The following is a 17,296-nucleotide window of genomic DNA, read 5'->3' on the forward strand; positions in this document are numbered from 1 at the left end:
TTCGCGGCGAGCGGCACCGGGCTTCTAGCTCCAGACGCTCCTTCCGCGAAACGCGGACTTCTCTTGCTTCGGGAATCATCCCGATCTTGAATCACGACTCACGTTCTATGAAAAGTGGGTACTAGGCGCGCAAGAAGTGGCGCATCCAGATCAAGCGCCTGTGAGCCGAGTGTCGCGGTCGCGACACGCTGTCCGGCCTAGGACAGGCGGGAGACGGAAAATAGCCGAGATAAATCAAGGCTCGACGTTTGGCACGAGCCTTGAAGGAAAGCCGTCGCGCATCGCCTGCCAAGGAATCGGAGTTTATGGCTTACAAGATAATCGCCTCCCAGTGCACCGTCTGCGGCGCATGTGAGTTCGAATGCCCGAACGCAGCAATCAGCCTCAAGAACGACATATATGTAATTGATCCGAAGAAGTGCACCCAATGCGAGGATCAGTGCGACACGCCGCAATGCGCCGTTATCTGCCCGGTGCCCGGCACGTGCGTGCAGGCATAAGGAGCGACCGATGAGCGGGTCCGCTGCGCGCAGCAAGGTTGAAGCGCGATCGGTGGCCGCCTTTCTGATGGGCGGCCTCGCTGGCCCCGAGCTGCGGGTGACTTACGCGATCGCGTATGCGGCGAAGGGCGCGCGCCGCGGCCGTCGTCGGGCATGGCCGGAGTCCTTGCGCGAGCGGCGGAGCGGGCAATGGTAGCCGTACAAGAGACGGTCGAGCGCGTCAGGCGCATCGACGTCGATCAGTATCGATATGGGTTCGAGACGCTTATCGAATCCGAAAAGGCCCCCAAGGGGCTCTCGGAAGATATCGTCCGCTTCATCTCAGAGAAAAAGAACGAGCCGGCCTGGATGCTGGAATGGCGCCTGGAGGCGTACCGCCGCTGGCTGACCATGACCGAGCCGACCTGGGCGCGCGTCAACTATCCCAAGATCGACTACCAGGACCTCTACTATTACGCGGCGCCGAAGCCGAAGAAGACGCTGTCATCGATCGACGAGATCGATCCCGAGATTCTCAAGACCTATGAGAAGCTCGGCATTCCCTTGCGGGAAGTCGCGATCCTCGAGGGCGTCGAGCCGCCTCCGGGCGGAGAGCCTTCGGAACAGCGGAAGATCGCGGTCGACGCCATCTTCGATTCGGTGTCGGTTGCGACCACCTTCCAGAAGGAATTGAAGAAGGCCGGCGTGATCTTCATGCCGATCTCGGAAGCGATCCGCGAGCATCCTGAGCTGGTGCGCAAATATCTCGGCAGCGTGGTGCCGACGTCGGATAACTTCTTCGCCACCTTGAACTCGGCGGTGTTCTCCGACGGCTCGTTCGTCTACGTGCCGCCGGGCGTGCGCTGCCCGATGGAATTGTCGACCTATTTCCGCATCAACGAGCGCAACACGGGCCAGTTCGAGCGCACGCTGATCATCGCCGACAAGGGCTCGTATGTGAGCTACCTCGAAGGCTGCACAGCGCCGCAGCGCGATGAGAATCAGTTGCACGCCGCGGTGGTCGAGCTCGTTGCGCTCGATGACGCCGAGATCAAATATTCGACGGTCCAGAACTGGTATCCCGGCAACTCGGAAGGTAAGGGCGGCATCTACAACTTCGTCACCAAGCGTGGCGATTGCCGTGGCGACCACTCGAAGATCTCCTGGACCCAGGTCGAGACCGGCTCCGCCATCACCTGGAAATATCCGAGCTGCATCCTGCGCGGCGACAATTCGCGCGGCGAGTTCTACTCGATCGCGATCTCGAACGGTTACCAGCAGGTCGACAGCGGCACCAAGATGATCCATCTCGGCAAGAACACGTCGAGCCGGATCATCTCCAAGGGCATCGCCGCCGGAAAATCGCAGAACACCTATCGCGGCCTCGTCACCGCGCACCGCAAAGCCACCGGCGCGCGCAACTACACCGCCTGCGACTCGCTCCTGATCGGCGATAAATGCGGCGCGCACACCGTGCCTTATGTCGAGGCGAAGAACTCTTCGGCGACGTTCGAGCACGAGGCGACGACCTCGAAGATCTCCGAGGACGTGCTGTTCTACTGCGTGCAGCGCGGATTGAGCCAGGAGGAAGCGGTCGGCCTCGTCGTCAACGGCTTCGTCAAGGACGTGCTGCAGCAGCTGCCGATGGAGTTCGCGGTCGAGGCGCAGAAGCTGATCTCGATCTCCTTGGAGGGCAGCGTCGGATAAGCCAATGGTCCAAACCATTCGGAACATCCTCGTTGGCGTTCAGGTTTGGCCATTCGCGATCACTGGGTTCGTGGCGATCGCCGGAGCGTTCATTGCCTTGATTGGCGCTTTTGCGAGCTCGCATGACGTAATGGAATTCGGCAAGGTCGCTGCTGGGTTCGGAGCTATGGGATTTTTTGGCTGGCTCTTTTTTTTGATCGCCTTGCGGTCGGCCTAGGCCAGAAGGAAAGAAAATGACTGCACTACTCGAAGTGAAAGACCTGCAAGTCCGTGTCGAGGATCGCGAAATCCTCCACGGGCTGTCGCTGACTGTTAATCCCGGCGAGGTCCACGCGATCATGGGGCCGAACGGCTCCGGCAAATCGACGCTCTCGCACGTCATCGCCGGCAAGCCCGGCTATGAGGTCACGGGCGGACAAATCCTGTTCCGCGGCGAGGACCTCTTGGAGATGGCGCCGGACGAGCGCGCCGCCAAGGGCGTGTTTCTGGCGTTCCAGTATCCGGTCGAAATCCCCGGCGTCGCCACCATGAACTTCCTGCGCACCGCGCTGAATGCGCAGCGCAAGGCGCGCGGCGAGAGCGAATATTCGACGCCGGACTTCCTGAAGAAGGTCCGCGAGGTCGCAAAGTCGCTCAACATCCCGCAGGACATGCTCAAGCGCGGTGTCAATGTCGGCTTCTCCGGCGGCGAAAAGAAGCGCAACGAGATCCTGCAGATGGCGCTGTTCGAGCCGAGCCTCTGTATCCTCGATGAAATGGATTCCGGCCTCGACATCGACGCGCTGAGGATCGCGGCCGACGGCGTCAACGCGCTGCGCTCGCCCGAGCGTGCCATGGTCGTGATCACCCACTACCAGCGCCTGCTCAACTACATCGTGCCGGACTATGTGCACGTGATGGCGAAGGGGCGTGTCGTGAAGAGCGGCGACAAGCATCTCGCGCTGGAGCTCGAGGCCGCCGGCTACGCTCCGTTCGAGCACGCGGCCTAGAGAGCGCAAGGAGTTTTCGATGAACCTGGTTCTGTCAAAAACCGATCCCGGACGCGCGGTGGGCAATGTGTTCGTCAAGGCCAACGGACGGCTGCCCGGCGCAGGCTCTGTTGCCGACATCCGCGCGAGGGCATTCGACGCTTACAAGCGCGTCGGCTTACCGCACCGGCGGATCGAGGAATGGAGATACACCGACCTGCGCGCGCTAATGCGCCACGTCCTACCGCTCGCGCCGCAACCGGATGCGGCTGCGCTCGCGCGGGCAAGGGCTGCAGTCGCGCAAGCTGCCGTCGAGAAGGGAGCGATCGAGGGCGCAGCGAAGCTAGTGCTCGTCGATGGTTTGTTCGCGCCCAATCTCTCCGACATCGCCGAGTTGGGCCAGAGCGTCAACGTGCGCACGCTGCGCGAAGTTCTGGACGATCCAGCTAACGAGGGGAGAGGCGACCTGCTGCTGACCGCAACGACGGATGCGGTGATCTCGCTCAATGCCGCGATGGTGACCGACGGCGTGGTCATCACGGTCACCGACGGCACCGAGTTATCCCGACCGATTCAAATCGTCCATGTCGCAACCACCTCGTCGGCGTCAAGCTTCACTCGCTCGCATCTGAGGCTTGGCAAGGGCGCGCAGGCGGCCGTGGTCGAAAGCTTTGTGGCGGCCGAAGGCGCCCGCAACCATCAGGCCAATGATGCGGTGATCGTCTCGGTTGGTGAGGCGGCCAATCTTGCCCATCTGCACGTTCTGGCGGACGGGGCGGACGCCACCAACATTTCCTCCGGATTGTTCGCGCTCGGGGCGAGCGCGAAACTCAAATTGTTCAGCATGATCTGTGGTGGTGCTGTGAGCCGATACCAGGCATTCATCACATTGGCGGGCGAGGGCGCCGAGCTCTCCGTCAACGGCATCAACCTGCTGAGGGACAAACAGCATGGTGACACGACCTTGGTCGTCAACCACGCTGTGCCGCATTGCACGAGCCGGGCGAATTTCCGCGCGGCCGTCGACGACCGCGGCCACTCGGTATTCCAGGGCCGCATCATCGTGCGTCCTGATGCACAGAAGACGGACGGCAGGATGATGACGCGTGCGCTTTTGCTGTCCGACGAGGCTGAAGCCGACAACAAGCCGGAGCTGGAGATCTTTGCCGACGATGTCACCTGCGGCCATGGCGCGGCATCCGGCGCACTGGATGAGACTCTGCTGTTCTATCTACGCGCACGCGGCCTTTCCGGGAAGGAGGCACAGGCGCTCTTGGTCCAGGCTTTCCTCGGCGAAGCTATCGAGGAAATCGCCGACGGGAGGTTACGCGAATTCGTGATAGTACTGGCCGAGCGCTGGCTGGAGGCGAGGGGATGAGCGCGCATCCGGCGGTCGCCAACGGCGCTTACGATGTTGCGCGGGTGCGCGAGGACTTTCCGGCGCTGGCGCTGCAGGTCTATGGCAGCCGCAGGTCTATCTCGATAACGCCGCCTCGGCGCAGAAGCCAAAGGCGGTGCTCGATCGCATGATGCAGGCTTACACGTCCGAATATGCCAACGTGCATCGCGGTCTGCACTATCTGGCTAACGCCGCGACCGAGGCCTATGAGGGCGCCCGCACCAAAGTGGCGCAGTTCCTCAACGCGCGCCGCACCGAAGAGTTTGTCTTACTCGTAGCGCTACCGAGGCGATCAATCTGGTCGCCCAGACTTTCGGCCGCGAGCGCATCTCACCCGGGGATGAGATTGTTCTCTCGATCATGGAGCACCACGCCAACATCGTGCCCTGGCATTTTCTGAGGGAACGCCACGGCGTTGTCATCAAATGGACGCCAGTGGACGACGAGGGCAATTTTCTCCTCGAGGAGTTCGAGCGGCTTCTGACCGAGCGCACCAAAATGGTTGCGATCACACAGATGTCCAACGCGCTCGGCACTGTCCTGCCGGTGAAGGAGATCGTGAGGATCGCGCATGCGCGCGGCATCGAGGTGTTGGTCGACGGCTCGCAAGGCTGCGTCCATCTGGATGTTGATGTCCGCGACATTGATTGCGATTTTTACGTGATGACGGGCCACAAACTTTATGGGCCGACCGGTATCGGCGTGCTTTACGGCAAATATGCGCATCTGGCGTCGATGCCGCCGTTCAACGGTGGCGGCGAGATGATCCGCGAGGTCTCGCGTGACGGTGTCACATATGGTGATCCACCTCACCGGTTTGAGGCTGGAACTCCCCCGATCGTCGAGGCGATCGGTCTGGGCGCGGCTGTGGACTATATTAATTCAATAGGCAAGCCACAGATCCACAAGCACGAGAGCGCACTGCTTGCTTATGCGCAGGAGAAGCTGCGCGGCATCAATCCCTTACGCATTATTGGAACGGCGGCTGAGAAGGGCGCAATCATCTCCTTCGATATGAAAGTCGCGCATGCGCACGATTTTGCCACCGTCATCGATCGTGCAGGCGTGGCGGTGCGCGCCGGGACCCATTGCGCGATGCCGCTGCTCGAGCGTTTGGCGTGCCAGCAACGTGCCGCGCTTCGTTCGCCCTCTACAACACCTATGAAGAGATCGATGCGCTGGCGGGTGCCCTTGTCAAAGCGCAGGAGCTGTTCTCATGAGGGCAGGAACGGGCCCAGAACCATGAGGCGCGTTGTGTATACGCGAATTGCTAATGCTATGCGCGAACCTCATATCGCTGGACGTCTCCGCCGGAGAGTGCGTCCGCTCCTTGACGCTGATTAAGAACGACGCAGACAACCGCATACCGGGTAGCCGCTGGTCTATCCGGGCGACGCTGGGATGTGCGGCAGAGCTGGCGTTTTCTTCATGATCTCTACTACACCCGCTTGAGTTCATGGCGCACGCCGCCTTCGTCATCATTCGCGCTCACGAGCCGGTTCGTCTCGAGCACAGGGCGGGTCTCTCGGCAGAGTCGAGGATCAGGTTTAGTTGCGTCAACGCGTATCAGCTAGGGCAGCCTCGGCCTCGGCTGCACACGTAAGATCATGGAGCTAAAAATCGTTCGGCGCTGCGGCTTGAGATGCTCAGGCGCTCGAACACCCCCCGCGCGTCGGCCGCGACGATCTCCCTGGTTGGTCGACCCAATAGCAGGATGGCGGCGAGGCCACGCGCAAGGCACCATCGCGGGTGAGGTGTGCACCGGTCGGGCTTCGCGACGATCCGTGAGCCAGATTGGCTGCCGCGGCCTTGCAGCTGGGTCGCTTCGTTAGATAGCTTCCGGTAGTAGGCCCCGGCAAGTATCGCAATACTCTCGCGGGCTTGTGTGGAAAATCCGCGGGTGCAAAACCATGCGTGCCCGGCTTGTTTTGTTTCGAACAGGATCAAACGAGCAGGTCCGTGGACACGTTCGATGTCGGGTTTGCAACAACAGTCCGGTCAGCCGCGCGAGTGTGGCTATCTACTTCCAACTGCGTGGATTTTTGCGTTCACGCCGCGGCTGGCATGGTCGTTGCAAACTCTTGGTCGAGAGCCGTCATCGCAACAGGAAACCTTCTGAAGGATATCAGCATGAGTCTCGCCACGACCCAGAGCATCGCGGAAATCAAAGCCCGCAACAAAGAGCTGATTGAGGAGGTGCTGAAGATCTATCCGGAGAAGACTGCGAAACGGCGCGCCAAGCACCTCAATGTTCACGAGGCCGGCAAGTCGGACTGCGGAGTCAAGTCCAATCTCAAATCGATCCCAGGCGTGATGACGATCCGCGGTTGCGCCTACGCGGGTTCCAAGGGTGTGGTGTGGGGCCCGATCAAGGACATGATCCACATTAGCCACGGTCCGGTCGGCTGTGGACAGTACTCGTGGGGCTCGCGGCGTAACTATTACGTTGGCACGACAGGCATCGATAGTTTCGTGACCTTGCAATTCACCTCCGATTTCCAGGAAAAGGATATCGTGTTCGGCGGCGACAAGAAGCTCGTCAAAATCATTGACGAGATCCAGGAGCTGTTCCCGCTCAACAACGGCATCACCATCCAGTCGGAATGCCCGATCGGCCTGATCGGTGACGACATCGAGGCGGTCTCCAGGTCAAAGTCGAAGGAATATGGCGGCAAGACTATCGTGCCGGTCCGCTGCGAGGGCTTTCGCGGCGTGTCGCAGTCGCTCGGCCACCATATTGCCAACGACGCGGTGCGCGACTGGGTGTTCGACAAGGTCTCGCCCGAGGGCAAGCCGACGTTTGAGCCGACCCCCTACGATGTCGCGATCATCGGCGACTACAATATCGGCGGCGACGCCTGGTCATCCCGAATCCTGCTGGAGGAAATGGGCCTGCGCGTAATCGCGCAGTGGTCCGGCGACGGTTCTCTGGCCGAGCTCGAGGCAACGCCGAAGGCGAAGCTTAATGTGCTGCATTGCTACCGCTCGATGAACTACATCTCACGCCACATGGAGGAGAAGTTTGGGATTCCATGGTGCGAATACAACTTCTTCGGGCCCTCTAAGATCGTGGAGTCGCTGCGCAAGATCGCCGGCTTTTTCGACGACAAGATCAAGGAGGGTGCCGAGCGGGTGATTGCAAAATATCAGCCGCTGGTGGACGCGGTGGTCGCAAAATATCGCCCGCGCCTGGAAGGCAAGAGCGTGATGCTGTTCGTTGGCGGACTGCGTCCGCGCCACGTGATCGGCGCCTATGAAGATCTCGGCATGGAGGTCGTCGGCACCGGCTACGAGTTCGGCCACAATGACGACTACCAGCGCACCGCCCAGCACTACGTCAAGGATGGCACGTTGATCTACGACGACGTCACCGGCTACGAGTTCGAACGCTTCGTCGAGAAGGTCCAGCCTGACCTGGTCGGCTCGGGGATCAAGGAGAAATATGTCTTCCAGAAGATGGGCGTGCCGTTCCGCCAAATGCACTCCTGGGACTATTCGGGTCCGTATCATGGCTATGACGGATTTGCGATCTTCGCACGCGACATGGACATGGCCATCAACTCGCCGATCTGGAAGAGGACCAAGGCGCCCTGGAAGGATGTCCAAAAGGCGAAACTGTTAGCTGCCGAATAACGCAAAGTGACCGGCTCTCAGCCTGAGGGCCGGAGCTGATATTGATGACGCTTTTTTGAAAGGATCCTACCTATGGCGCAGAGTGCAGAACACGTGCTCGATCACTTCGAGCTGTTCCGCGGACCGGAATACCAGCAGATGCTGGCCAATAAGAAGAAGATGTTCGAGAATCCCCGCGATCCCGCGGAGGTCGAACGCATCAGGGAATGGGCGAAGACGCCCGAATATCGCGAGAAAAATTTTGCGCGCGAAGCGCTGACGATAAACCCAGCCAAGGCCTGCCAGCCGCTCGGCGCGGTGTTCGCCTCCGTTGGCTTTGAGGGCACGCTGCCCTTCGTGCACGGCTCCCAGGGCTGCGTGGCCTATTACCGCAGCCATCTGTCGCGGCACTTCAAGGAACCAAGCTCCTGCGTCTCCTCGTCGATGACGGAGGACGCTGCCGTATTCGGCGGGCTGAACAACATGATTGATGGGCTCGCCAACAGCTACAATATGTACAAGCCCAAGATGATCGCGGTCTCCACGACCTGTATGGCGGAGGTGATCGGAGACGACCTTAACGCCTTCATCAAAACGTCCAAGGAAAAAGGCTCGGTTCCAGCGGATTTCGATGTGCCGTTCGCGCACACGCCAGCCTTCGTGGGCAGCCACGTCACCGGCTATGATAATGCGCTCAAGGGTATCCTGGAGCATTTCTGGGACGGCAAGGCCGGAACAACGCCGAAGCTTGAGCGGGTGCCCAACGAGAAGATCAACTTTATCGGCGGCTTTGACGGCTACACCGTCGGCAACATCCGTGAGATCAAGCGCATCTTTGAGTTGATGGCAATCCAGTACACCGTTCTCGCCGACAATTCCGATGTGTTTGATACACCAACCGACGGCGAGTTCCGGATGTATGACGGCGGCACCACGCTGGAAGACGCCGCGAAGGCGGTTCACGCTAAGGCAACGATCTCGATGCAGCAGTGGTGCACGGAAAAGACGCTGCCGTTCATCGCACATCATGGCCATGAGGTCGTAGCGTTCAATTATCCGGTCGGCGTCTCCGCAACGGATGAGTTCCTCGTGGCGCTGTCGCGCATCACTGGCAAGGATATCCCCGAGGAATTGGCGCGAGAGCGCGGTCGCTTGGTCGACGCGATGGCTGACTCCAGTGCGCACATCCATGGCAAGAAATTCGCAATCTATGGCGATCCAGACCTCTGCTACGGGTTGGCTGCCTTCCTGCTCGAGCTTGGCGCTGAGCCGATCCATGTGCTGTCGACGAACGGCAACAAGGATTGGGAGGCAAAAATGCAGACGTTGTTTGCGAGTTCGCCGTTTGGACAGAACTGCCACGCGTATCCGGGGCGAGACCTCTGGCATATGCGCTCGCTCTTGTTCACCGAGCCGGTCGACTTCCTGATTGGCAACACCTATGGCAAGTATCTAGAGCGCGACACCGGTGTGCCACTGATCCGCATCGGTTTTCCGATCTTTGATCGGCATCACCATCACCGCTCTCCGGTGTGGGGCTATCAGGGCGGCATGAACGTGCTCGTGAAGATTCTCGACAAGATCTTCGACGAGATCGACAAGAAGACCAACGTTCTCGGCGAAACCGACTATAGCTTCGACATCATTCGTTGATGACGAATGACGCGGGCGCCATCGCCGCCAAACATCGGCGATGGCCTAAGCGCAGATGGGCTGATCTTTGCGCACAAGCTCGGTTGAGAGGAGAGATGGATGAGTTCGCTATCGGCCAGGATCCAAGAGATCTTTAATGAGCCGGGCTGCGCCAAGAACGCCAACAAGTCGGTTGCCGAGCGCAAGAAGGGCTGCAACAAGCAGCTACAGCCGGGCGGCGCCGCAGGCGGCTGCGCCTTCGACGGTGCAAAGATCGCGCTGCAGCCTTTTACCGACGTCGCCCATCTGGTGCACGGTCCGATCGCCTGTGAGGGGAACTCCTGGGACAACCGCGGTGCGTCTTCCTCTGATGCCAGCATCTGGCGCACCGGCTTCACCACTGACATGCGCGAAACCGACATCGTATTTGGGGGCGAGAAGCGTCTCTACAAGGCAATCAAGGAGATCATCAACAAGTACGATCCGCCGGCCATCTTCGTTTATCAGACCTGCGTCCCCGCCATGATCGGCGACGACATCAATGCGGTCTGCAAGGCGGCTTCGCAAAAGCTCGGCAAACCGATCATTCCCGTAAATTCGCCGGGCTTCGTCGGCCCCAAGAACCTCGGCAATAAGCTCGCCGGCGAGGCCTTGCTCGAGCATGTCATCGGCACGCAAGAGCCGGACTACACCACGCCCTACGACATCAACCTGATCGGGGAATACAACCTGTCCGGCGAGCTCTGGCAGGTTAAGCCGCTGCTTGACGAGCTCGGCATCCGCATCCTCTCCTGCATCTCCGGCGATGGCAAATATCGCGAAGTTGCCTCTTCGCACCGGGCGCGCGCTGCCATGCTGGTATGTTCGAAGGCGATGATCAACGTTGCGCGCAAGATGGAGGAGCGCTACGGCATTCCGTTCTTCGAGGGATCGTTCTACGGCATCCAGGATTCCAGCGGTTCGCTGCGCGAGATCGCGCGGCTGTTGGTCGAACGCGGCGCGCCTTCCGAACTGATCGGGCGCACCGAGACGGTGATCGCGCGGGAGGAGGCGCGCGCCTGGGCCGCGATCGAGCCGTACAAGCCGCGCTTTGCCGGGAAGAGGGCGTTACTGATCACCGGCGGTGTCAAGTCCTGGTCCGTGGTGGCTGCGCTGCAGGAGGCGGGGCTCGAGCTGGTCGGCACCAGCGTCAAGAAATCCACCAAGCAGGACAAGGAGCGCATCAAGGAGCTGATGGGGCAGGATGCCCATATGATTGAGGACATGACGCCGCGCGAGATATACAAAATGCTGACCGACGCGAAAGCGGACATCATGCTCTCGGGTGGCAAATCGCAATTTGTTGCGCTCAAGGCAGCGATGCCCTGGCTCGACATTAACCAGGAGCGCTGCCACGCCTACATGGGCTATATCGGTATGGTGAAGCTGGTCGAGGAGATCGACAAGGCGCTGTTCAACCCGATTTGGGAGCAGCTGCGTCGACCGGTGCCGTGGGACAAGGTGGCCAAGAACCGGCAGACCGAGACGATCACGAAGATGCGTGGGCGGGCTGCCGAGATCGCCGCCGATCCGCAGACGATGCGGCGCGCGAAAAAGGTTTGCTTCTGTAAGGAAGTCGATCTCGGCACCATCGAGGATGCGATCCGCTCGCATGGCCTGACCAGCGTCGAGGCAGTCCGCCAGCACACCGACGCGTTCGGTGGCTGCTGCAAGAGGCGCATCGAGGACGTCCTAGCCACCATGCCGGTTTCCTCGCCGCCTGCCATGCTGCGGGCCGCGGAATAGGACAAGTCATGGCCATTGTTACCACGCCGACGAAGGCGTGCGCGGTCAACCCGCTCAAGATCAGTCAGCCGATCGGCGGCGCATTCGCCTTCATGGGCCTGCGTGGGGCGATGCCGCTTTTGCACGGCTCGCAAGGTTGCACGTCGTTTGGGCTCACGCTGTTCGTGCGGCATTTCAAGGAGGCGGTGCCGCTGCAGACGACTGCGATGAGCGAGGTGGCGACCGTGCTCGGCGGTTATGAAAATGTCGAGCAGGCTATCCTCAACATCTATAATCGCGCCAAGCCGGAGATCATCGGGATCTGCTCGACCGGGGTCACCGAAACCAATGGCGATGATGTCGACGCCTACATCAAATTGATCCGCGAGCAACATCCGCAGCTCGCCAATTTTCCTTTGATCTTTGTCTCGACGCCTGATTTCAAGGATGCCTTCCAGGACGGCTGGGAAAAGACGGTGGCACGCCTCGTCGAGGTGCTGACGGAGGCGCTGCCGGCCGAGGCAGAGCGTGATCCCGCGCGGGTGAATGTTCTCCCCGGATGTCATCTGACGCCGGGTGACCTCGACGAACTGAGAACCATCCTGGAGGATTTCGGTCTGAAGCCATCCTTCCTGCCTGATCTTGCGGGATCGCTGGACGGGCATATCCCGGACGAATTTACGCCGACGAGCATTGGCGGCATCGGGGTTGACGAAGTCGCGAGCATGGGCCGGTCCAGCTGGACCATTGCGATTGGTGCGCAGATGCGACGGGCGGCAGAAGCCATGCAGGCCAAGACCGGGGTGCCGTTTCGCCTGTTCGAGCGGCTCTGCGGCCTCACCCCCAACGATGAATTCATTGCTTTCCTGAGCGAGATCAGCGGCCGCCCTGTGCCAGCAAAATATCGCCGCCAGCGCGGGCAGCTGGCAGACGCGATGCTGGACGCGCATTTCCATATCGGCGGCCGCAAGCTTGCGATAGGTGCCGAGCCAGACCTCTTGTTCGACCTATCCAGCATGCTGCACGAGATGGGTGCGCAGGTCACCGCGGCCGTGACAACCACGCAGTCCCCGGTGCTGGAGCGGATCGAGACCAAGGAGGTGCTCATCGGCGATCTTGAGGATCTGGAAGAGCTTGCTAGGACGAGGGGGTGCGATCTGCTGATTACGCATTCGCATGGCCGCCAAGCGGCGGCGCGGCTGAAGATTCCATTTTACCGCGCGGGATTTCCGATGTTCGATCGGATCGGCGCGGGACACCAGCTATCCGTCGGCTATCGCGGCACGCGCGATCTGATCTTCAAAATCGCCAATCTCGTGATCGCCGACCGCGAGGAAAATCACCGGCCGACGCCCGACAGCTGGCGTAGCTGGAGTCAGCCCTTTAGGCCGGGCGGCCTCAGCGTCATCGAGGCAGCAGAGAGGTCGATTGCATGAAGGTCGCATTCGCTACCCAGGACTTGAGGCGCGTCGATGCGCATTTTGGCTGGGCCAAGAACATCGCCATCTATGATGTTGGGCCGGGCGGGCACGTATTCCTGAAGGCGGTCCAGTTCGACGGCGATTTCAAGGAGGACGGCAACGAGGACAAGCTCGCGCCCAAGATCGAGGCGATCAAGGATTGCGCCATCCTCTATGTCGCTGCTATCGGCGGCTCCGGTGCCGCCCGCGTGGTGGCCAACAATATACATCCCATTAAGGTGGGTCAGCCCGAGAACATCCTCGCCCTCGTCGAGAAGCTCGAGCGAGTGCTCAAGGGTACGCCGCCGCCCTGGCTGCGCAAGGCGCTGGCAAAAGACCAGCAGCGCACGCTCGATTTCGAAGAATGAGGACGGCCATGACTGCAGCTGCAGATATCGTGCAACCAGAGAACACGCTCGATGCGCCATTCGTGAGAGAACTGGTTAAGAGTTGGCGCGCCCAGGACATTTATGGCGCCTGGGACGGCAAGAGCGATCTCGATCTGCTCGAACCGTATATTCTGGATAAGGAAAAGCGGCGCGCGCTGCCGATCGTTGGCGATCCAGATCCGGATGTGGTTTGGCGGCTGGAGCTGTTCTTCAATGCGGTCGCGCTCTCGATCGAGAAAGCGACGGGTGTGATGATCCATGCGATGCTAAAGATGCACCATGAAGGCTTTGGTCGCATGGTGTTGATCGGCGGCCGTCTGATCGTGGTGAACAAGCGCCTGCGCGATGTGCATCGCTTCGGCTTCGACAATCTCGCAAAGCTCGCCGCCGAGGGTGACAAATACGTCAAAGGCGGCATCAAGATGATCCGGAAATTTCCCGACGTGGCGAACTATTGAGGGCAGCTCATGAGCGATCTTGAAATCGTAAAAGCAGAAATGAAAAAGCTATCGGCCAAGGCGACGCAGGCCAAGATGGATCTGCACGACCTCTCGGAGGAATTGCCCGTCAACTGGACCTCGATCATGGCGGTGGCGCAGAAGGCGCACGATGCCTTTGCCGAACTCGAGCGCAAGCGCGAGGACCTCAAGGCCCTGGAAAGGGCCTAGTAGCAGTCTGCTGAAGAACCCCCTGGCCACGGAGGGAGCTTGATGATTCACTTTTATCATCTCGAACCGGCGGAGACGATCATGCGGGGCAGGTTTACGGATCAAAGCGGCCTCTTTTCGTACATCGCGCCGGATAAGCGTGTGCCAGCGAACCATCCGCTGCGGAAGGTCCGGGAACTTGTCCGGGATGTATTGAGTGATTTGAACCGCAGCCTTGGGAGGCTCTATCCCAACGAGGGACGTCCTTCGATCCCTCCAGAGCGATTGCTGAGCGCCTTGCTGCTGCAAGTGTGCATCCGCTCGGAACGCCAGTTGATGGAGCAACTGGACTACAATCTTTTGTATCGCTGGTTCGTGGGACTGTCGCCGGACGATCCAGTCTGGGACCCGACCACCTTCACCAAGAACCGGGAGCGGCTGCAGAACGGCGATGTGTTCACGAAGTTCATGACCAAGCTTCTGAACCATTCTCAGGTCAAATCGCTATTGTCGGACGAGCATTTTTCGGTGGACGGGACGCTGATCGAAGCCTGGACTTCGAAGAGTTTTCGCCCCAAGGACGGCAGCGGCAACGATGATGACGGCGCCAACTTCCACGGCCAGAAGCGCAAGAACGACACCCATGCGAGTACCAGCGATCCGGACAGCAGGCTTTATCGCAAGGCGGCCGGATGCGAGGCCAAGCTTTGCTATATGGGCCACGCCACCATGGAGAACCGGCACGGGCTGGCGGTGGCCGGCAGGGTCACGCATGCCAATGGCATCGCCGAACGCCGGGCTTCGGAGACCATGCTGAAGGCGAGACGCAAAGCCGCAGGCTGCCGCATCACGGCCGGTGAGGACAAGGCGTACGATACGGCCGATCACGTCGCCAATCTTCGCGCCATCGGCGTGACGCCGCATGTGACACAGAACCAGGCCGTCACCAAAACCGGCAAGAACCGCAACAGCGCCATCGACGAACGAACCGCGCGGCATCCGGGATACGGCATGTCGCAATCGCGCCGGGCGATGGTCGAGTGCATTTTCGGAAGGGGCAAGCAGCATGGCACGATGCGCAAGACCAAACATCGTGGCATCGCTCGCGTCGCCGCCGACTTCCTGCTCAATCTGATCGCCTATAACCTGATCCGGATTCCCAAACTGCTTGCCGTTTAGCCACCCCGCGTCAGGGGGGCACCAACCAACAGGTTAAAAAATTACATCCAACTCCACCGCGCCGCTCCAACAACGACCGCCGACAATACGAAAACTCTCCATTTCAAGCTTTTTCAGCAGACTGCTTTAGAGGGTATCCGATCATGTCATTTGCAACGCGCGACGGCCGTGACTGGACACCGGAGTACCTGATGTCGATTGATGCCAAGAAGTGCATCGGCTGTGGCCGTTGTTTCAAAGTCTGCGGTCGCGACGTCATGACGTTGAAGGGCATCAACGAGGAGGGCGATCTTGTCGATCTGGACGACGACGAAGACGATGAGATCGAGAAGAAGATTATGGTGATGAATGACCAAGGCGCTTGTATCGGTTGCGGCGCCTGCGCCCGGGTTTGTCCGACCAACTGCCAAACTCACCAAACCGCCGCAACGCAAGCCGCTTGAGAGCGAGCTCTGTCCGCCTTTTGCCGCGAGCAAGCGGGAGTTGGGCGGCGAAGCCATGAACTGCGCTCGAGGATAGACCCGCTTGGCGCCGGGCGCATTCCCACCAGCTTGCGGATGCTGAGTCGCCCCGTCCCCAGAAAGAATCATGTCTTCGTCGGCCGCAGGTATGGGGTTCGGATGGCTCGAAATGTCTGCGCTACTATGGATAGGATACCGGCAGCCTCAATAACTTCATTCCGCTGTCGCGAAGAATGCTCAGAACAGCTCTACGGGAGGAACATCATGATCTCACGTCGTCTTGTGATCGGTGTGCTCGGGGCGGGACTGGTAGCGTTCGCGCTCCTTGCCACCCCGGTGGCGCTGGCCTTTTCGCCCGAAGCGCGCAATGCGAAGCTTGATCAAACCCTTAAGGAATTGGTCGAAGGCTGCAGTACTCCGGGTATTGTGGTGCTGATCCTTCAGAATGGCCGCCCGGTCTACAGCCGCAGCGTCGGCGTTCGCAAGGTGGGGAGCGCCGTGCCGATCGGCGAGAACGACATATTCCGCCTCGCCTCAATGACCAAGGCTGTCACCTCGGTGGCAGCGATGATCCTTGTCGAGCAGGGCAGGGATCGGCCTGGACGATCCGGTCAGCCGTTTCCTGCCCGAGTTCGCCAAGTTGCAGGTGCGCGGTCCTGACGGCACTGAGGGTCCTGCGAGCAGGCCGCCGACAATTCGCGAACTGCTGACCCATACGGCCGGATTCTCCTATAACTTCATCAATAATCCCCGGCTCGTTAATGCATACCGCGAAGCGCGCGTGACCGACGGGCTAGACCAGGGCGAGGTAACCACGGCCGAAGCGATGCAGCGTCTCGCCTTCGTTCCGCTTGGCTATCAGCCTGGTACAGGCTGGGAATACTCGCTGGCCACTGACGTGCTCGGGGCTGTCATCGAGAAGGTGACGGGAGCCAGCCTGGGAGCTTTTGTAACCGAGCGCATCGCAAGACCTCTGCGCATTGAGAGCTTTGTGTTCAACGCACCTGAGACCATGCGCTCACGGTTCGTGCAGGTGACACGGCCCGCACAGGTCACGGGCGCACTCGGCACGGGCTACGTTCCGGTGGTGGCACCTGAGGCTGTGCCGTTCCCTCCAACCAAGGGCACCGCCGATTTCGACCCGAACCGCGCCTTCTCTCTGACCGCCTATCACTCTGGCGGCGCCGGCATGAGCGGCACTATCGGGGACAACGGGCGGTTCCTGCAAATGCTGCTGAACGAAGGCGAACTCGACGGCGTGCGGGTGCTCCGCGCGGAAACGGTGCGGCAGATGACGCAGAACGCGACCGGCAACATGCCGACGCTTCCCGGGCCGGGTTGGGGCTTCGCGCTGGGCTTTGGGATCGTGATCGATCCGGCTGCAGCCAAGAGCCGCCTTCCGGCGGGCAGCTACGGGTGGGGCGGCATCTATGGCATGCAGTTTTGGATCGATCCGGCAAACCGCGTCGTGGGCCTAGTACCCACTTTTCATAGAACGTGAGTCGTGATTCAAGATCGGGATGATTCCCGAAGCAAGAGAAGTCCGCGTTTCGCGGAAGGAGCGTCTGGAGCTAGAAGCCCGGTGCCGCTCGCCGCGAA

General features: G+C 60.4%; 17 protein-coding genes and 1 pseudogene. All 18 read left to right on the top strand.

Annotation, left to right across the window (positions count from 1 at the left end; all coding sequences use genetic code 11):
• The first annotated feature begins 305 nt into the window (after positions 1-305).
• Positions 306-500, top strand: a complete 195-nt coding sequence (locus ACZIRK_RS42600) for a 4Fe-4S binding protein (protein ID WP_130232039.1) — start codon at positions 306-308, stop codon at positions 498-500.
• Between the two features lie 10 nt (positions 501-510).
• Positions 511-696, top strand: coding sequence for a hypothetical protein (locus ACZIRK_RS42605; RefSeq protein ID WP_130582115.1), 186 nt, complete (start codon positions 511-513; stop codon positions 694-696).
• Positions 690-2,186: a Fe-S cluster assembly protein SufB gene (gene sufB / locus ACZIRK_RS42610; RefSeq protein ID WP_130582114.1), complete on the top strand. Its 1,497-nt coding sequence runs from the start codon at positions 690-692 to the stop codon at positions 2,184-2,186. Before ACZIRK_RS42605 ends, sufB begins: the two co-directional genes overlap by 7 nt.
• Before the next feature lie 4 nt (positions 2,187-2,190).
• The gene (locus tag ACZIRK_RS42615) at positions 2,191-2,403 is read left to right on the top strand and encodes a hypothetical protein (RefSeq protein WP_474419608.1); all 213 of its coding nucleotides are present in this window, start codon (positions 2,191-2,193) and stop codon (positions 2,401-2,403) included.
• A gap of 16 nt (positions 2,404-2,419) precedes the next feature.
• Positions 2,420-3,175: a Fe-S cluster assembly ATPase SufC gene (sufC, locus tag ACZIRK_RS42620; RefSeq protein WP_130582113.1), complete on the top strand. Its 756-nt coding sequence runs from the start codon at positions 2,420-2,422 to the stop codon at positions 3,173-3,175.
• 19 nt (positions 3,176-3,194) lie between these two features.
• The gene (gene sufD, locus ACZIRK_RS42625; RefSeq protein WP_028169396.1) at positions 3,195-4,532 is read left to right on the top strand and encodes a Fe-S cluster assembly protein SufD; all 1,338 of its coding nucleotides are present in this window, start codon (positions 3,195-3,197) and stop codon (positions 4,530-4,532) included.
• Positions 4,529-5,773 (top strand): annotated as a pseudogene (locus ACZIRK_RS42630) (cysteine desulfurase). Before sufD ends, ACZIRK_RS42630 begins: the two are co-directional and overlap by 4 nt.
• A 910-nt stretch (positions 5,774-6,683) precedes the next feature.
• Positions 6,684-8,186, top strand: a complete 1,503-nt coding sequence (gene nifD / locus ACZIRK_RS42635) for a nitrogenase molybdenum-iron protein alpha chain (protein ID WP_028169139.1) — start codon at positions 6,684-6,686, stop codon at positions 8,184-8,186.
• Between the two features lie 72 nt (positions 8,187-8,258).
• A complete protein-coding gene (gene nifK / locus ACZIRK_RS42640) occupies positions 8,259-9,818 on the top strand; it encodes a nitrogenase molybdenum-iron protein subunit beta (protein ID WP_028169138.1) in 1,560 nt (519 codons plus the stop codon).
• A gap of 99 nt (positions 9,819-9,917) precedes the next feature.
• Entirely contained in the window at positions 9,918-11,582 is a 1,665-nt protein-coding gene (gene nifE / locus ACZIRK_RS42645) for a nitrogenase iron-molybdenum cofactor biosynthesis protein NifE (RefSeq protein ID WP_130229806.1), read from the top strand.
• Between the two features lie 8 nt (positions 11,583-11,590).
• Entirely contained in the window at positions 11,591-12,997 is a 1,407-nt protein-coding gene (gene nifN / locus ACZIRK_RS42650; protein WP_028169136.1) for a nitrogenase iron-molybdenum cofactor biosynthesis protein NifN, read from the top strand.
• Entirely contained in the window at positions 12,994-13,389 is a 396-nt protein-coding gene (nifX, locus tag ACZIRK_RS42655) for a nitrogen fixation protein NifX (protein WP_130229807.1), read from the top strand. The genes nifN and nifX overlap by 4 nt, the downstream gene beginning before the upstream one ends.
• Before the next feature lie 8 nt (positions 13,390-13,397).
• Positions 13,398-13,868, top strand: coding sequence for a NifX-associated nitrogen fixation protein (locus ACZIRK_RS42660; protein ID WP_028169134.1), 471 nt, complete (start codon positions 13,398-13,400; stop codon positions 13,866-13,868).
• Between the two features lie 9 nt (positions 13,869-13,877).
• A complete protein-coding gene (locus ACZIRK_RS42665) occupies positions 13,878-14,078 on the top strand; it encodes a CCE_0567 family metalloprotein (RefSeq protein ID WP_028169133.1) in 201 nt (66 codons plus the stop codon).
• An 81-nt stretch (positions 14,079-14,159) separates the two neighbouring features.
• Entirely contained in the window at positions 14,160-15,236 is a 1,077-nt protein-coding gene (locus tag ACZIRK_RS42670; RefSeq protein WP_130229809.1) for an IS5 family transposase, read from the top strand.
• Positions 15,237-15,379: 143 nt separating this feature from the next.
• Positions 15,380-15,679, top strand: a complete 300-nt coding sequence (gene fdxB / locus ACZIRK_RS42675) for a ferredoxin III, nif-specific (protein ID WP_028169131.1) — start codon at positions 15,380-15,382, stop codon at positions 15,677-15,679.
• A gap of 282 nt (positions 15,680-15,961) precedes the next feature.
• Positions 15,962-16,357, top strand: coding sequence for a serine hydrolase domain-containing protein (locus ACZIRK_RS42680; protein ID WP_051397342.1), 396 nt, complete (start codon positions 15,962-15,964; stop codon positions 16,355-16,357).
• Positions 16,338-17,198 carry a serine hydrolase domain-containing protein gene (locus ACZIRK_RS42685; protein WP_474419612.1) on the top strand — a complete coding sequence of 287 codons (861 nt, stop codon included), beginning with the start codon at positions 16,338-16,340 and terminating at the stop codon, positions 17,196-17,198. The genes ACZIRK_RS42680 and ACZIRK_RS42685 overlap by 20 nt, the downstream gene beginning before the upstream one ends.
• Positions 17,199-17,296: the final 98 nt, after the last annotated feature.

It is taken from the genome of Bradyrhizobium sp. Leo114 (assembly GCF_055229415.2).

What these genes read in the sequence shown, in the direction of transcription:
- ACZIRK_RS42680 (WP_051397342.1), top strand. Translation starts at nt 15,962, where the DNA reads ATGATCTCACGTCGTCTTGTGATCGGTGTGCTCGGGGCGGGACTGGTA.
- nifK (WP_028169138.1), top strand. Translation starts at nt 8,259, where the DNA reads ATGGCGCAGAGTGCAGAACACGTGCTCGATCACTTCGAGCTGTTCCGC.
- nifX (WP_130229807.1), top strand. Translation starts at nt 12,994, where the DNA reads ATGAAGGTCGCATTCGCTACCCAGGACTTGAGGCGCGTCGATGCGCAT.
- ACZIRK_RS42600 (WP_130232039.1), top strand. Translation starts at nt 306, where the DNA reads ATGGCTTACAAGATAATCGCCTCCCAGTGCACCGTCTGCGGCGCATGT.
- sufC (WP_130582113.1), top strand. Translation starts at nt 2,420, where the DNA reads ATGACTGCACTACTCGAAGTGAAAGACCTGCAAGTCCGTGTCGAGGAT.
- ACZIRK_RS42665 (WP_028169133.1), top strand. Translation starts at nt 13,878, where the DNA reads ATGAGCGATCTTGAAATCGTAAAAGCAGAAATGAAAAAGCTATCGGCC.
- sufB (WP_130582114.1), top strand. Translation starts at nt 690, where the DNA reads ATGGTAGCCGTACAAGAGACGGTCGAGCGCGTCAGGCGCATCGACGTC.
- nifE (WP_130229806.1), top strand. Translation starts at nt 9,918, where the DNA reads ATGAGTTCGCTATCGGCCAGGATCCAAGAGATCTTTAATGAGCCGGGC.
- fdxB (WP_028169131.1), top strand. Translation starts at nt 15,380, where the DNA reads ATGTCATTTGCAACGCGCGACGGCCGTGACTGGACACCGGAGTACCTG.
- ACZIRK_RS42615 (WP_474419608.1), top strand. Translation starts at nt 2,191, where the DNA reads ATGGTCCAAACCATTCGGAACATCCTCGTTGGCGTTCAGGTTTGGCCA.
- sufD (WP_028169396.1), top strand. Translation starts at nt 3,195, where the DNA reads ATGAACCTGGTTCTGTCAAAAACCGATCCCGGACGCGCGGTGGGCAAT.
- nifN (WP_028169136.1), top strand. Translation starts at nt 11,591, where the DNA reads ATGGCCATTGTTACCACGCCGACGAAGGCGTGCGCGGTCAACCCGCTC.
- ACZIRK_RS42660 (WP_028169134.1), top strand. Translation starts at nt 13,398, where the DNA reads ATGACTGCAGCTGCAGATATCGTGCAACCAGAGAACACGCTCGATGCG.
- nifD (WP_028169139.1), top strand. Translation starts at nt 6,684, where the DNA reads ATGAGTCTCGCCACGACCCAGAGCATCGCGGAAATCAAAGCCCGCAAC.
- ACZIRK_RS42670 (WP_130229809.1), top strand. Translation starts at nt 14,160, where the DNA reads ATGCGGGGCAGGTTTACGGATCAAAGCGGCCTCTTTTCGTACATCGCG.
- ACZIRK_RS42605 (WP_130582115.1), top strand. Translation starts at nt 511, where the DNA reads ATGAGCGGGTCCGCTGCGCGCAGCAAGGTTGAAGCGCGATCGGTGGCC.